This is a genomic window from Zoogloea ramigera (genome assembly GCF_006539865.1).
Classification (GTDB): domain Bacteria; phylum Pseudomonadota; class Gammaproteobacteria; order Burkholderiales; family Rhodocyclaceae; genus Zoogloea; species Zoogloea ramigera.
Genome location: NZ_BJNV01000021.1, coordinates 36,275 through 50,780, shown reverse-complemented (window position 1 = coordinate 50,780; position 14,506 = coordinate 36,275). Strand labels below are relative to the sequence as shown.

The window sequence follows — 14,506 nt, the reverse complement described above, 5'->3', positions numbered from 1 at the left end:
GGCACACTTACAACCATGATGAAGGGATCTCCGTGAAACCCTCCTTCGTCCGGCTCGGCCTGGCGACGCTCCTGGCCATCATCGCCACGGCAGCGGCAGCCCAGGAAAAGACCCTCCGGATCGCCACGCAGAACCCCCGCGGCCACCCGATCGTGCTCGGGCTGGAGCGCTTCGCCGAGCTCGTCGAGGCGCGCTCCCGCGGGCGCGTCAAGGTCATGGTGTTTCCTGGCGGCACGCTGGGCTCCGACGAGGTCAGCATCGCCGCACTCCAGGCGGGCACCCTCGAGATGGCGTCCCTCAACTCGGGCATCCTGGCCAATCAGGTCAAGGCCTTCGCGGTGTTCGACCTGCCGCTGCTGTTGTCGGGCGACGGCGATGCCGACGCGCTCCTCGACGGGCCCTTCGGGCGGTCGATGCACGACGCCCTGCACGATAAGGGGCTGGTCGGCCTGGCCTATTACGAGCTGGGTTTTCGGCAGATCACCAACAGCCTGCGGCCGATCCACACCGTCGCCGACCTCCAGGGCCTGAAGCTGCGCGTGATCCCCACCCCGCTCAACCTCGACTGGGTCAGGGCGCTGGGCGCGCAGGCCGTGCCGATTCCCTTCCCGGATGTCTACGCCGCCCTCGAAACCAAAGCCGTCGACGGGCAGGACAACCCCGTCACCGTCATCGACGCCAACCGCTTCGACCGCGTACAAAAGTACCTGCTGCTCAGCCGCCACCAGTACAACCCCCAATCGGTGCTCATCAGCAAAAAGGTCTGGGACGGCCTCGACGCGGCCCACAGATCGATGCTCGCCGACGCTGCCCGCGAGTCGGCCGCGTTCCAGCGCGGCCGAGCGCGCAGCATGGAAGGCGCTGCGCTCGAGAACCTCAGGAAACGCGGCATGGTCGTCACCCGGCTGCCCGATGGCGAGGCACGCAAGATGGCCGACCTGCTGCGCCCGGTCACCGACAAAACCCTGAAAGCCCTCCCCCCGGGCGTGGTTGCCGGGCTCAAGCAGGCACGCGGAGCAAGCACCGGCAAATGAGCCCCCCAGGGCCGGGCTCCGCCACCCCCGTGGGGTCCTTGAGAGCCGCCATCTGCGCGCAAAACCCTTATAACGCAGCACATTTAGCTTCCTGGGCTTCGTCCAACCGACGGGCCCGCCCATGCAGAAGAAGCCCGCCGGGCAACTCCCAGCTGTCGGACAAGGCCGCCGCGCGCCCGACGAACATCGCGCTGCCCTTCAACTTGAAAACGGCAGTCGACCGCTTTCCGCAAGGTCAAGCACCGCATGAGCACTCACTTTCCTACCTTCCGAGGGTGAGCACGCGACACGACCGCCGGCACGCCTGGACATCCGTCGGGCCTACTTGTGGTCGCTGCCATTGAAGCTCGCCAGCAGACGCAGCCCGGCGCGCAGCGCGTCGAGCGCGTCCCGAAACATACTCTTCGCTTGCGGCTCACTAACCCCGACGGCCGGGGCCGGCATGAGCACCGGGTTGTACACACCGCCCCACCGAGCGAAGCCCGGCCGCCGCACACCAGCGATGGGCTAGAATCAGCGGCCCTTCCCGGGCCGATCGCACCCACCACCCCACCAGGAGAACACCATGAGCATCCGCATCATCGCCCGCCTCATCGCCCGCCCCGACGCCATCGACGCCCTGCGCGCCGAGTGCCTGGCCATGCTCGAACCGACCCGCAAGGAAGCCGGCTGCGTCCGCTACGAGCTGCTCGCCAACATCGCCAACCCGGCCGAATTCACCTTCGTCGAAGAATGGGCCGACCAGGCCGCCATCGACGCGCACATGGCCACCGCCCACCTCAAGGGCCTTGTTGCCAACACCCAGGCCCTGCTCGCCGAACCCCTCGACGTGCGCCTGTACACCCTCGCCTGAGGCGCGTGCCCCGCCGCCCCGGCAGGTCATGCCGACGGCCCGGGCGACGGCTCTGCACGCGTTAACAGCGCTGCAGCCTTCCCGTCGCCGGGCTGTCATCCAGGGCCCCTAGCATCGCCATCAACGCTGGCCCGGCCAGCAGCGACAAGCCCTGGAGCAGAGCATGCACATCGTCGAAGCAACCCTTAGGCAAACCTGGCAGCGCCTCTTCGGCCCCGAGATCACCGCGTTTCTGGTGGACGACCAGTGGCCGTCGCTGCTGTTCGTGCCCGATCTCGACGCCTCCCGGCCCACTCCGGCAAGCCCCAGCCCCAACGACAACGCCGCCTGGCCCGAAGACGGAACCGAGGCGGCGCTGGCAGCCTGAGGCCACCGCGGCAACGCGGCGGCCGGGCGAGCCCGCTTACCAGTGGGTCTCCCGGTCCGGCGTCGCGGTGATCTTGTGGATCGTCAGGTCGGCGCCGTCGAACTCCTCCTCCGGGTCGAGGCGGATGCCCACCAGGGTCTTTAGCGTGCCGTACACGATGGTGCCGCCCGCCAGCGCCACCACGATGGCCGCCAGGGTGCCGATGAGCTGAGCCGTAAAGCTCACCCCGCCCATCCCGCCCAGCGACTGGATGCCGAAGATCCCCGCCGCCAGGCCACCCCAGGCACCGCACAGCCCGTGCAGCGGCCACACGCCCAGCACGTCGTCGATCTTCCAGCGGTTCTGGGTGATGGTGAATAAATGCACGAAGAGCCCCCCGGCGATCAGGCCGGTGATGAGCGCCCCCACCGGGTGCATCAGGTCGGAGCCCGCGCACACCGCCACCAGCCCGGCCAACGGCCCGTTGTGGATGAAGCCAGGGTCGTTCTTGCCCAGCACCATCGCCGCCAGCGTGCCGCCCACCATCGCCATCAGCGAATTGAGGGCCACCAGCCCGCTCACCTTGTCGAGGGTCTGGGCCGACATCACGTTGAAACCGAACCAGCCCACCGTGAGGATCCACGCCCCGAGGGCCAGGAAGGGGATGTTGGACGGCGGGTGGGCCGAGACGTGGCCTTCCTTGGTGTAACGGCCGCGCCGGGCGCCCAGCAGCAGCACCGCCGGCAGCGCGATCCAGCCGCCCATCGCATGAACCACCACCGAGCCGGCGAAGTCATGGAACTTGGCGCCGAAGGTGGCCTCCAGCCAGGGTTGCAGGCCGAAGTTGTCGTTCCAGGCGATGCCCTCGAAGAAGGGATACACAAAGCCCACCAGCATCAGCGTGGCGATGCTCTGGGGGTGAAACTTGGCCCGCTCGGCGATACCGCCCGAGATGATCGCCGGGATCGCCGCCGCGAAGGTGAGCAGGAAGAAGAACTTCACCATCTCGTAGCCGCTCTTCTGCGACAGCACCTCGGCGCTCGCGAAGAAGTGGGCACCATAGGCGATGGTGTAACCGATGAAGAAATAGGCGATCGCGGAAACGCAGAAATCCGTCAGGATCTTGACCAGGGCATTGACCTGGTTCTTCTTGCGCACCGTTCCGACCTCAAGGAAGGCAAAGCCTGCGTGCATGGCCAGCACCATGATGGCACCGAGCAGGACGAAGACCACATTGCTGGCGTGACTGACTTGCTCCATTTTGGGCTCCAGAATCGAAGTGCGGCACTATGCAAGTGCCGCGCCAGCTGAGCCCACACAACAAATCAAGTCAAATCAACAACTTGAAATTCTCCCCCCCAAGCACGACGCACCATGAACGTGCATGACGGCTCACCACGCACCAATTAAAGGCACGCGCCGCTCACCCAGGCACCGTTTGCGGGCACGTCACCAGGCGTTTTCCACCGCGATCTGCGCCGGAGCTGCCAGCCGGCTGAGCCGAAAACCCCGCTCCATCAGCGCCTTGTGGCAATCACGCACCATCTCGGGGCTACCGCAGATCATCACCCGCGATTCATCCAGGCCGAGGGGCAGGCCCACCGCCGCCTCCAGGCGCCCATCGCGGATCAGCTCGGGGATGCGCGCCGGCAGCGCCCCGGCCAGCGGCTCCCGGGTCACCACCGGCTGGTAGATCAGCTTGTGGCCGTGCTCGGCCCACAGGGGGTGGGCCCGCAGCGCGGCGATCTCGTCGCGGTAGGCCAGGTCGACCGCCTCCCGCGCGCCATGCACCAGAATCAGCCGCTCGAAGCGCTGCCAGGTCGTCTCGTCCTGCAGAATCGCCAGGTAAGGCGCGAGGCCGGTGCCGGTAGCCAGCATCCACAGGTCGCGACCATCGGCGAAGCGGTTGGTGGTGAAGAAGCCGTTGGGCTTACGCTCGATCATCAGGCTGTCGCCCACCTTCAGGGCCACCAGCTGCGACGTGAATGCCCCGCCCGGCACCAGGATCGAATAAAACTCCAGATAGTCGTCCCAGCTGGCCGAGGCCATCGAGTAGGCCCGCCACACCGGCACCCCGTCAGCGCTCACGCAGCCCAGGCGTGCAAACTGCCCCGGCACGAAGCGAAAGCCCGGCTCGCGCTCGATCCGGAACGACAACAAGCGCGGGCTCCAGCGCCGCACCCACAGGATGCGGGCCGAAGCGAACCTGTCATTACCGTCCATGAATCCATCCTCCATTCCCGGCCAGATCGGTGGCCCATGTAGCGGAGACAAGGCCCACCCGCGATTCGTTCTGCCCGATTTTGTCAGACGGACTGCCGAAAATTGTCACTATCTGACGCTGCTGCCGTGCCCGGCGGATCGAAACCCGCTCAAGAAAGAAATCCAGGCTGCTGTATTACAAGCGATTTTCAATTTAGTTCGATTTCTGGCACGCCGATTGCATTGGACAACCCGTCGGGTCCAAATCCCGTTCGTCATCCAACCAAACGGAGAATCTCATGCAAAAGAGAAAGCAAGCCGGTTTTACCCTGATCGAACTCATGATCGTCGTTGCCATCATCGGCATCCTGGCCGCGGTCGCCGTGCCCCAGTACCAGCAGTTCCAGCGTAAGGCGAAGTTCTCGGACCTCATCTCCCAGACGGGCGGTTACAAGTCTGCCGTTGAGCTTTGCATCCAGAACAACAACGGCGCGACGGGCTGCGACGGCGGCGCAAAGGGCGCTGACGGCAGCTGGTCGATCCCTGCGGACATCGCTGCAGGGTCTGGGGTCGGCAGCGTCGCTACCCTTGCCGTCAAGAACGGCATAATCACCGCCACCGCAATCGCCACCGGCGGCCTGGGCGGCGAAACCTACATTCTGACCCCGACTGCCACTGCGGGTGCGGCTTCGATCACCTGGGAAAAGACGGGCTCCTGCAAGACGGCCAGCCCCCCGATCTGCTAATTCCCATGCACCCGGTCGCCGCATGGCGACCGCGTGATCAAGGCCCGGAACGGCGCAAGCCCTCCGGGCTTTTTCATTGGCTATGTCACCGTTACCTGTGGAGTCTTTTGAAAGCCCGTGCCCAGGCCGCATTGCTGGCACAACGTGTAGGGGCGAGCTTGCTCGCCCGCGGAGGCGAAACAAGGATTACGCGCTCTTCAACCCGCGCTGTGCGAGCAAGCTCGCACCTACAGGGAGCATCCCCGGGTTGGTGTATTTCCACAGATAACGGTGACAGAGCCTTTTCATTGGCGCCGGCCGCGTGATCCCGCAGCATATTCCGGGGCCAGGCCTCCAGCCACATCGCCAAGTCCGACAGCCGTGCGGATCGCCCCGGCGATTGCGCTGCGCCCGCCGGCCCGCCATAATTTTCAACGATTCGTTTCAACCGACTTCCCACCGCACTTGCCCCGGAACAAGGTTCCCGTGCCGCCAGAGGGCGTATAACAACGCTCCCAGCTTCAGTCTCCCCGAGACGATGAACCAGAAAGTCATTCCCCTCGCCGACGAGCGTCAGCTCCGGCAGCAGCCGGTGGTCCCGGCCGAACTCCCGCCCCCCAGCGGCCGGCTGGTGGACAGCCGTGGCCGGGCGGTCAAGGATCTGCGCATCTCGGTCACCGACCGCTGCAACTTCCGCTGCGTGTATTGCATGCCCAAGGCGGTGTTCAACGACGACTACCGCTTCCTGCCGCGGCAATCCCTGCTGAGCTTCGAGGAGATCACCCGCCTCGCGCGCATCTTTGCCGCCCACGGCGTCAGCAAGATCCGCCTCACCGGCGGCGAGCCGCTGCTGCGCCGCAACCTCGAACGCCTGGTCGCCAGCCTCGCCGAGATCCCCGGCATGGAGGTGACCCTCACCACCAACGGCGTGCTACTGCCCAAGAAGGCCGCCGCCCTCAAGGCCGCCGGGCTGGCCCGGGTCACGGTCAGCCTCGACTCCCTCGACGACGCCACCTTCCGCGCCATGAACGACATGGACGTGCCGGTCTCCGACGTGCTGGCCGGCATCGCCGCCGCCGAAGCCGCCGGCCTCGCGCCGCTCAAGGTGAACATGGTCGTCAAGCGTGGCCTCAACGACCACGAGATCATCCCCATGGCCCGCCATTTCCGCGGCAGCGGCCACATCCTGCGCTTCATCGAGTTCATGGACGTCGGCAGCTCCAACGGCTGGCGCATGGACGATGTGGTGCCCTCGGCCGAGGTGGTGCGGCGCATCCACGAAGCCTTACCCCTCGAAGCCATCGACCCCAATTATCCGGGCGAGGTGGCCGAGCGCTGGCGCTACACAGACGGCGGCGGCGAAATCGGCGTGATTTCGTCGGTCACCCAGGCCTTCTGCTCCACCTGCACCCGCGCCCGCCTGTCCACCGAGGGCAGCCTGTACACCTGCCTGTTCGCCCAGCAAGGCCACGACCTGCAGACCCTGCTCCGCCAGGGCCGCAGCGACGCCGAGCTGTCGGCGGTGATCGGCCGCCTGTGGCAGCAGCGGGGTGACCGCTACTCCGAGATCCGCACGGCCGAGACCGCCGCGCTGCGCAAGATCGAGATGTCCTACATCGGTGGATGATGACGCGATGATCCCCCCCACCCCCGAACGCATCACCGGCCTGGTGCTCGCCGGCGGCCTCGGGCGCCGGATGGGCGGTGTCGACAAGGGCCTCAGCCTGCTGGGCGGCGAACCGCTGGTGGAGCACATCATCCGGCGCCTGGCACCCCAGGTCGGGCAGCTCATCATCAACGCCAACCAGAACCACGACATCTACGCCGGCTTCGGCTACCCGGTCGTCGGCGATCGCATCGAAGGCCACGCCGGGCCGCTGGCCGGCCTCGAAGCGGGGCTGGCCGCGTGCACCACGCCCTACCTGCTCACCGTGCCCTGCGATTCGCCCTTCCTGCCCGCCGACCTGGTGAGTCGCCTCGCGGCCTGTCTCACGGCTCACAAGGCCAGCATCGCGGTGGCGCGCACCGGCGAGCAGCTGCACCCGGTATTCAGCCTTATCCGCAGCGACGAGCTGCCCGAGCTGCAGGCCTTCATCAACGCCGGCGGGCGCCGCATGGAGGCCTGGCTGCGGCGCCTGTGCTGGGCCCCCTGCCCCTTCGACGACTGCCCCGAAGCCTTCGCCAACATCAACACGCCGGACGAGCTCCGCGCGCACCAAGCTGGAGACACCGCCCGGTGACATCCCTCGCCCTGCAGTTCCAGGCTCACGCCGACTATCGCCCCGAGACCCTGTCGGTGGACACCGGCCGCCAGCTCATCATCGACGCACTCAGCCCCATCGCCGGCACCGAACACATCCCGCTGCGCGACGCCCTCGGCCGGGTGCTCGCCGAAAGCGTGATCTGCCCCATAGACGTCCCCGCCCACGACAACTCGGCCATGGACGGCTACGGCCTGCGCGGCGCCGACCTCGCCGCCGACGGCCCGACGACCCTCGAGATCGTCGGCACCGCCTACGCCGGCCAGCCCTGCGACGCCAGCGTGGGCCCCGGCCAGGCCGTGCGCATCATGACCGGCGCCCGCCTGCCGGCCGGTGTCGACACCGTGGTGATGCAGGAAGCCGCCCACGCCGAAGGCGGCCGCGTCACCCTCGCCCCGGGCCAGCGCGCCGGCCACAACATCCGCCGCGCCGGTGAAGACCTCCACGCCGGCCAGGTGGCGCTGGCCGCCGGGCGCCAGATCCGCCCGGCCGAGCTCGGCCTCGTCGCCTCCCTCGGCATCAGCGAGGTGGCCGTGCGGCGGCGCCTGCGGGTGGCCTTCTTCTCCACCGGCGACGAGGTGGTCACGCTGGGCAGCGCCGCCCGTGACGGCCAGATCTACGACAGCAACCGCTACACCCTGTTCGGCATGCTCACCCGCCTGGGCGTCGACGTGATCGACATCGGCGTCGTGCGCGACGACCCGGACGCCCTCGAGACCACCCTGCGCGAAGCCGCCTCGGTGGCCGACGTGGTGATCACCAGCGGCGGCGTCTCGGTGGGCGACGCCGACTTCACCCGCGACATGATGGCCCGCCTCGGCGAGGTGCTGTTCTGGAAGATCGCCATGAAGCCCGGCCGACCGATGGCCTTCGGGCGCATCGGGCGCGCGGGCGACTCCGCCTGGCTGTTCGGCCTGCCCGGCAACCCGGTGGCGACGATGGTGAGCTTTTACCAGTTCGTGCAGCCGGCCCTGCTGCGCCTGGCCGGCGTTCATCCGCTGCCGGCACAGCCCATGCTGCAGGCCCCATGCACCACTCCGCTGCGCAAGGCCCCCGGGCGCACCGAGTTCCTCCGCGGCGTGCTGTCTCAAGAGAGCGGCGCCTGGCAGGTGCGGACCACCGGCGCCCAGGGCTCCGGCATCCTCAGCTCGATGGCCGACGCCAACTGCTTCATCGTCCTCGGCCCCGACCAGACCAGCATCGCCGCAGGCGAGCCGGTGGCGGTCCAGCTCTTCGACGGGCTGGTTTAAGTTCCTCCACGAAACCGAAATTGACAGTCGATTGCGTCCGCTGGCGTTTTATGGTGCAAAATTTGAGCCTTGGACGGCCAAGCCGCCCCGATCAACCACCCCGAGCGGACCATGGATAACACTGTTCCGGAAGGCACTCGTCGGATCATCGACGGGCGCGAGCGCGTCTTCTACTCAGATTACTGGGTCAAGACCTACACCGTCCCCGAAGACACCCTGCAGGCCAAGCGCAAGCTGATCGGCGCCCTCACCCGGCGCCTGTTCAACCACGTCGAGCACGGCCTCAACATCCCCGGCAGCCGCCTCAACGAAGCGCGCAAGAGCTATGAGGACGAAACCGATCCCGAACGCCGCCGGGTCAAGGGCGCGATGCTCGCCGGCGCCCTCTTCAACCGGGCCGCCGACATCTTCACCAAGCTCGTCGAGCTGCAGAGCGTCGGCATCGAGATCCAGTCCGACAACGCCCTGATGCGCGAATGCGGTCGCTGCCTCCAGGAAGCCCTCGGCCTCGGCCGGCTGGTGCTGCACCGCTCCGGCGAGGAGGGCATCGACGAGCTGTGGGGCGAGCCCTTCAAGGCCTTCTCGATCCCCCTCGAAGACTTCTACGAGAGCCGCTACGTCAAGATCGCCCTCACCCTGCGCGACATCGACCGCATCGCCGGAGCCATCGCCGCCAACTTCGGGCCGCTGCCCTGCTTCGCCGGCCTCGGCCCCCACGTGCAGGCGTTCGCCTGCGCCGCCAAGACAAAAACCGAGACCCTGCGCACCGACCCCGACATCTTCGACGTCTGGACCAGCTTCGTGACGGCCGGCGAGCGCCTGTGCGCCCATTTCAACGCCGCCGCGATGCCCGAGGGCCTCGAAGACCAGCACCTGGTCGCCGACGGCCGCCAGCTCCTCCAGCGCGGCCGCGACCTCATCAGCGACATCACCCGCGCCCGCACCCCGATGCCCAAGAGCGCCCAGGAATACATCGAGCGCTGCGAGGCCTACTCGGCCCGCTGCGCCCGCGCTGAAACCCGCGCCTAGCGCCCACCAAGCGGCGCCGGATTTTTACGGCAAGGGGTGCACAGCTTTTGCGTTTTATCATGGTCACGGCAGGCTGATTCTCCGAAACTTGATGCTTTGCACATGCGCCGGAAGCACCCTCCGCCGCAGGTCGCGATAATTTCAATAACAGGAGAGGAACGCCATGAGCACCAAGGACGACACCCCCGCAGCGCCCGCCATCCCCGCCGAATCCCCCCGCAAGCCGGCCACCTCGCGCGCCAAGGCCCCCCGCCGCGCCGCCGCCGGTGACATTGCCCCCAAGGCCACCCCCGCCGCCATCGAGGAGTTCGCCGTCGACGAGGCCGTCGAGGCGGCCCGCGACTCCAAGCTCACCGCCGTCAGCGACATCGTGGCCACGCTGGCCCGCCACGACACCCACAGCATCGCCGAGACCCTCCAGGCCATCCTGGCCGGCGCCTCGCCCGACGACGCTGCCATCCTGCGCAAGGCCCTGTTCGCAGAAGAAGAACCCATCTATCGCAAGCTCCCCTCCCACCCGGACGACGAGCTCGCCGAGGGCTGGCGCGAAGGCGCCTACCCCTACAAGAACCTGATGTCCCGCAAGGCCTACGAGAAACAAAAGTACCGCCTGCAGGTCGAGCTGCTCAAGCTCCAGGCCTGGGTCAAGGAGTCCGGCCAGCGGGTGGTGATCCTCTTCGAAGGCCGCGACGCGGCCGGCAAGGGCGGCACCATCAAGCGCTTCATGGAGCACCTCAACCCCCGCGGCGCCCACGTGGTGGCCCTTGAAAAACCCACCGACACCGAGCGCGGCCAGTGGTATTTCCAGCGCTACGTGCAGCACCTCCCCACCGCCGGTGAGATGGCGCTGTTCGACCGCTCCTGGTACAACCGGGCCGGCGTCGAGCGCGTCATGGGCTTCTGCTCCCCCGACGAATACCTCGAGTTCATGCGCCAGACGCCCGAGTTCGAGCGCCACCTGGTACGCAGCGGCGTGCACCTCATCAAGTTCTGGTTCTCGGTGAGCCGCGAAGAACAACGCCGCCGCTTCAAGGAACGCGAGGCCCATCCGCTCAAGCAGTGGAAGCTCAGTCCCATCGACCTGGCCTCCCTCGACAAGTGGGACGACTACACCAAGGCCAAGGAGGCCATGTTCTTCCACACCGACACCGCCGACGCCCCGTGGACGGTGATCAAGTCGGATTGCAAGAAGCGCGCGCGCCTCAACGCCATGCGCTACATCCTCCACAAGCTGCCCTACACCAATAAAGACCTGGAGCAGATCGGCACCCTCGACCCGCTGCTGGTCGGCCGCGCCCACGTGGTGTACGAGCGCGGCGAACACGCCGGCAGCCCCTTGCTGTAAGCCGCTCCCCGGGGCCGCCCAAGCGCGGTCCCGCAACTTCCACCCTTCCTCACGCTCCGCCGGCACGGCCTTCGGACCGTCGCCACGGGCTGGCTTCACACTGCAAGCGCTACGCGGCCGCGGCGCGAGCGGGTAAACTGCGCCGCGTGCCAGCCAAGCCCTCCACCTCCGCCACTTCCCCCGCCTTCGCCCTGTTCGACAGCCGCGACGACAGCTCACCCGCCGGCGCGTGGCTGCTGACGCAGCTGCGCGAAGAAGTCCGCTGCACCGATCCATCCCGCTGGGCAGCCTGCCTGCAAACGCTCGAAGACGCCGCCCGAGGCGGCGCATGGGTCGCCCTCGCCGCCCATTACGAGCTCGGCTACGCGATCGAACCCCGCCTGCAGCCCCTGCTCCCGCCGGAGCACGGCCCGCTCGTCACCGGCTGGGTCTTCGAACACGGCGAATGGCTCGACGACGACGCCTGCGAAGCCTGGCTCGCCGCCCGGGCCGGCAGCGACGTGGGCGGCACCGGCCGGATGCAGCCGGCGATCAGCGAGGCCAACTACCTGGCGCAAGTCGAGCGCATCCGCCGCTACATCTCGGCGGGCGACTGCTACCAGGTGAACCTCACCTTCCCCCTCGATGGCGAAGCCTTCGGCAACCCGGCCCGGCTCTACCAGGCCCTGCGGGCCGCGCAGCCGGTGCGCTACGGCGCCTTCATCGCCCATGCCGGCGGCGCCATCCTGTCGCGCTCCCCCGAGCTCTTCCTCGAGCGCCAGGGGCAGCGCCTGGCGAGCCGGCCGATGAAGGGCACCGCCCCGCGCCACACCGACCCGGCCGCCCTCGCCGCCTCCGAGAAGGACCGGGCCGAGAACGTGATGATCGTCGACCTCATCCGCAACGACATGGGCCGCCTCGCTCCGCCGGGCGGCGTGCGCGTCGAAGACCTGTGCCGCATCGAGGCCTACCCCACCGTCTGGCAGATGACCTCCCGGGTCGTCGCCGAGCCGGTGGACGCCAGCCTGCCCGAGATCTTCAGGGCGCTGTTTCCCTGCGGCTCGATCACCGGCGCGCCCAAGATCCGCGCGATGGAGATCATCCGCGAGCTCGAGGAGCGCCCCCGCGGCTTGTACTGCGGCGCCCTCGGCTGGATCCGGCCCGGGGGCGACTTCCGCTTCAGCGTGCCGATCCGCAGCCTGTTCATCGACGCCGCCGGCAAGGCCCGGCTCGACGTGGGCAGCGGCATCGTGATCGACTCCCGGGCGGGCGCCGAGTGGGCTGAATGCCACCTCAAGTCGCGCTTCCTGACCGCCCTGCCCAAGGGCCTGCGCCTGATCGAGACCCTGCGCCTCGAGCCGGGCGCGGGCTACCCTTTTCTCACCGAGCACCTGGAGCGCCTCGCCGCCTCGGCAGCGGCCTTCGATTTTCCGTTCGACGAAGCGGCCTTCCGCGCCGGGCTGGCGCAGATCCACGCCGCCGACGCCCGCCGCGTGCGGGTGACCCTCGGCCAGTCGGGCGATTTCAGCTTCGAGAATGCCAGCCTCGCGGCCGGAGCGCCGGGAGATTCGCCCACCATCGTGGTGTCCCCCTGCCGCGTGGACAGCCGCGACATGCTGCTGCGCCACAAGACCACCGCCCGCGCGCTCTACGATTCGGAGCTCGCCCGGGTGATGGCCGCCGGGCATTTCGACGCGGTGTTCCTGAACGAAAAGGGAGAGCTTACGGAAGGCGCCCGCACGAATGTCTTCGTCGAGCGGGGCGGCGTGCTGATGACGCCGCCGCTAGCGGCGGGGCTGCTGAACGGCGTGCTGCGCCGCCGCCTGCTGCGGGAAGGCCGGGCTGTGGAAGCCCGCCTCGGCCTCGACGACCTGCAGGAAGCGGAGGCGGTGTTTGTCGGCAACGGGCTGCGCGGGCTCGTCCGCGTCCGGGTGGCCGGCGGCGCAGGCTAGCTGCCGGACAACGCCTCGATCACCGGCAGCCCCCGCCGGCGGCTGCCGGCCAGCGCTTACTTGGCGCTCTTGCCCTTAGGCACCACCGGCAGAGCTTCCACCAGCGCCTTCGCGTCGGCGGCGGGCACCTTCAGCAGCAGCTGGATGCCGGCGCGCAGCAGCTCGGACTTGGTGCAGATGCGTCCGCCCTTGGCCAGGGTCTCGCGCAGCACCTTGAGCTGAGCGTGTTCGCTCTTGGGCATCGAAAACGAATCGCGCACGACCTTCTCGCGGGGCAGCTTGACGGGCTTTTCCGCCTTGGCCGGCTTTGCAGCCTTGGCGATCTTCTCGACCTTCGCGGGCTTGACGGCCTTCTCCACCTTCACAGCCTTCACCGGCTTGGCGGGCTTGGCCTTCTTGTCGGCGGCCTGCGCCGCCGGTGCGGCGACCGGGGCTGCCGGCTTGGCCACCGCGGCCTTTGCCGCAACGGGGGCGGCCTTGACGGGCTTTACCGCCGCCACAGCGGCCTTGGTGGCGCGCGGAGCCGCTGGTTTCCTGGGAGCGGCGGCTTTCTTGGAGGCAGCGGCGGGCTTGGCGCTCTCAGGCACGACGGCCGGCGCGACAGCTTCCGCGACGACCGGCGCCGCCACAGGCTCCGGCTCGACCTTGGCCGGCGCCGCGACGGGCGCCACTTCGACCGGCGCGGGCACGGCTTCGGGCACAGCCAGCGCAGCGGGGGCCGCCTCGACGGCGGCGACGCTGACGGGGGCTTCGGCCACCGCTTCGGGCAGACGCGCCTCGAGGGCCTTGCTCTCCTGCTCCAGGCTGGAGCGGAGGGCCGCTTTGGTCTTGGTGTTCATATCTTCTCTCCTGTCAGTTTCAATACTTCGGTAACAAGCTTGTCCACCTCCCGCGCAGCCTCGGCAGCGGCCCGGCCCAACTGATAGACCGAGCCGCCGATGACCGCGCTCTGCGCGAAGGCGTTGCGCTGGGATAAGCCGGCGCCCAGCACCGGCAACGAGAAATCACGCATCACCTCGAGCACGTCCCAGGCGAGGTTGGTGCGCAGCACGCGGTTGGGCACCAGCGCCGCCTTGAGAGGCCGGGCGGAACCCTTGCGGCCCGCCTGAACCTGCAGGATCAGCCGCTCGACGCCCTTGGTGGACCACAGGTCGGCCGGGCTCGGCACCACCGGCACCAGGGCCAGGTCGGCCTCGTCGAGGGCGGCGAGCGTGGCGGCGTGCTCGATGGAGGGCGGGCAATCCAGCAGCACATGGTCGACGCCCTTGCGGGCGGCCTTGATCTGCTGATGCAGACCGGCAGGCTCGCCCTCCAGACGCACGACGTGGGCCGGGAAGGGCGTGGCCGGGTCGGCCGACTGCGCCCAGCGCAGGGATGTCTCCTGCGGGTCGAGGTCGATGATGGCCACCCGCCGACCCGCGCGGGCGAGGCCACCCGCCAGCTGCATCGTGAGTGTGGACTTGCCTGCCCCGCCCTTCTGGGAGAGGACGGTGATCACCCCGGGTTTCCCCATGCCGCACCTATTGCGTA

Annotated in this window: 14 protein-coding genes; 10 read left to right on the top strand and 4 right to left on the bottom strand. The window is 68.4% G+C overall.

What is annotated here, in order from left to right; all coding sequences use genetic code 11:
- The first annotated feature begins 32 nt into the window (after nt 1-32).
- The 3 genes from ZRA01_RS07995 (at nt 33) to ZRA01_RS07985 (ending at nt 2,254) form a co-directional block, all read left to right on the top strand.
- Nucleotides 33-1,034, top strand: a complete 1,002-nt coding sequence (locus tag ZRA01_RS07995) for a DctP family TRAP transporter solute-binding subunit (protein WP_218028681.1) — start codon at nt 33-35, stop codon at nt 1,032-1,034.
- 565 nt (nt 1,035-1,599) lie between these two features.
- Nucleotides 1,600-1,887 (top strand): putative quinol monooxygenase, encoded by a 288-nt coding sequence (locus tag ZRA01_RS07990; protein WP_141351047.1) that lies wholly within the window; start codon nt 1,600-1,602, stop codon nt 1,885-1,887.
- A 163-nt stretch (nt 1,888-2,050) separates the two neighbouring features.
- Complete coding sequence (locus ZRA01_RS07985) at nt 2,051-2,254, top strand: hypothetical protein (RefSeq protein WP_141351046.1); 204 nt, start codon at nt 2,051-2,053, stop codon at nt 2,252-2,254.
- Between the two features lie 36 nt (nt 2,255-2,290).
- Here the strand turns inward: ZRA01_RS07985 and ZRA01_RS07980 are convergent, their stop codons facing one another.
- Both ZRA01_RS07980 and ZRA01_RS07975 read right to left on the bottom strand, forming a co-directional pair.
- Nucleotides 2,291-3,493 (bottom strand): ammonium transporter, encoded by a 1,203-nt coding sequence (locus ZRA01_RS07980; protein ID WP_141351044.1) that lies wholly within the window; start codon nt 3,491-3,493, stop codon nt 2,291-2,293.
- A gap of 189 nt (nt 3,494-3,682) precedes the next feature.
- A complete protein-coding gene (locus ZRA01_RS07975; RefSeq protein WP_141351043.1) occupies nt 3,683-4,456 on the bottom strand; it encodes a ferredoxin--NADP reductase in 774 nt (257 codons plus the stop codon).
- 278 nt (nt 4,457-4,734) lie between these two features.
- Here ZRA01_RS07975 and ZRA01_RS07970 point away from each other — a divergent pair, with 278 nt between their 5' ends.
- The 7 genes from ZRA01_RS07970 (at nt 4,735) to pabB (ending at nt 12,976) form a co-directional block, all read left to right on the top strand.
- Nucleotides 4,735-5,181 (top strand): pilin, encoded by a 447-nt coding sequence (locus ZRA01_RS07970; RefSeq protein ID WP_141351041.1) that lies wholly within the window; start codon nt 4,735-4,737, stop codon nt 5,179-5,181.
- A 517-nt stretch (nt 5,182-5,698) separates the two neighbouring features.
- On the top strand, nt 5,699-6,787 hold the full coding sequence (moaA, locus tag ZRA01_RS07965) for a GTP 3',8-cyclase MoaA (RefSeq protein ID WP_141351039.1): 1,089 nt from the start codon (nt 5,699-5,701) through the stop codon (nt 6,785-6,787).
- Nucleotides 6,788-6,794: 7 nt separating this feature from the next.
- Nucleotides 6,795-7,400 (top strand): molybdenum cofactor guanylyltransferase MobA, encoded by a 606-nt coding sequence (mobA, locus tag ZRA01_RS07960; RefSeq protein ID WP_141351037.1) that lies wholly within the window; start codon nt 6,795-6,797, stop codon nt 7,398-7,400.
- Nucleotides 7,397-8,671, top strand: a complete 1,275-nt coding sequence (gene moeA, locus ZRA01_RS07955; protein ID WP_246093433.1) for a molybdopterin molybdotransferase MoeA — start codon at nt 7,397-7,399, stop codon at nt 8,669-8,671. Before mobA ends, moeA begins: the two co-directional genes overlap by 4 nt.
- 111 nt (nt 8,672-8,782) lie before the next feature.
- Entirely contained in the window at nt 8,783-9,700 is a 918-nt protein-coding gene (locus tag ZRA01_RS07950; protein ID WP_141351035.1) for a hypothetical protein, read from the top strand.
- 163 nt (nt 9,701-9,863) lie between these two features.
- Nucleotides 9,864-11,045 (top strand): polyphosphate kinase 2, encoded by a 1,182-nt coding sequence (gene ppk2, locus ZRA01_RS07945; RefSeq protein WP_141351034.1) that lies wholly within the window; start codon nt 9,864-9,866, stop codon nt 11,043-11,045.
- 146 nt (nt 11,046-11,191) lie between these two features.
- Nucleotides 11,192-12,976, top strand: coding sequence for an aminodeoxychorismate synthase component I (pabB, locus tag ZRA01_RS07940; protein WP_141351032.1), 1,785 nt, complete (start codon nt 11,192-11,194; stop codon nt 12,974-12,976).
- Between the two features lie 56 nt (nt 12,977-13,032).
- On the opposite strand, the gene ZRA01_RS07935 is transcribed toward pabB, so the two are convergent.
- The gene (locus tag ZRA01_RS07935; protein WP_141351030.1) at nt 13,033-13,815 is read right to left on the bottom strand and encodes a hypothetical protein; all 783 of its coding nucleotides are present in this window, start codon (nt 13,813-13,815) and stop codon (nt 13,033-13,035) included.
- Nucleotides 13,812-14,474, bottom strand: coding sequence for a ParA family partition ATPase (parA, locus tag ZRA01_RS07930; protein ID WP_307724343.1), 663 nt, complete (start codon nt 14,472-14,474; stop codon nt 13,812-13,814). Before parA ends, ZRA01_RS07935 begins: the two co-directional genes overlap by 4 nt.
- Nucleotides 14,475-14,506: the final 32 nt, after the last annotated feature.